The 515-nt window shown below is 55.5% G+C and carries 1 protein-coding gene; it reads right to left on the reverse strand.

The features are described from left to right. The coding region (locus THS27_RS26450) for an autotransporter outer membrane beta-barrel domain-containing protein (RefSeq protein WP_168185038.1) at positions 1-515 on the reverse strand (515 nt) is incomplete at both ends.

Raw genomic sequence — 515 nt, forward strand, 5'->3', positions numbered from 1 at the left:
GTGCTGCCCAAAAAGTCGATCTGGCGTTTCTGGTCGAAATGGTTCCAGCCGGCACCCACCTGACCATCAACTGTCAAACGATCCTGCCGCCAGCTGCCATACAAGGTCACCTGATAGCTATCAATCCTGTTCGATGATCCGCTGGAATCATTGCTGCCATCGGTCCAGCTGCGCAACCAGCTAACAGCAGCACCCGCCAACAGGTCCGGCGTTACAAAATGATCAAACCCGGTGGTTAAACCAAAGCTTTTGCTGCTAAAGCCATCCTGGTCGGAATTGCCTTCCAGATGCGCCGATCCGCCCAGAACCTGGCCCCAAAGCGTGCTGTATTTGGTATCACCCCCGGCTGCAACACCGGTTGTGCCATCGCCAGCGGCACCCGCCATTGCCAAATCCTGATGGCCTTGCACGGCACCCTGAATAACCGTACTGGCCTGATTAAGTACCTGCACATTATTGGCGGCACTGGCCGGGGCCAGCTTTTTAATCGCTGATCCTTGCTGGTTTGATGGCAA

It is taken from the genome of Thalassospira sp. MCCC 1A01428 (assembly GCF_002115825.1).
Lineage (GTDB): Bacteria > Pseudomonadota > Alphaproteobacteria > Rhodospirillales > Thalassospiraceae > Thalassospira.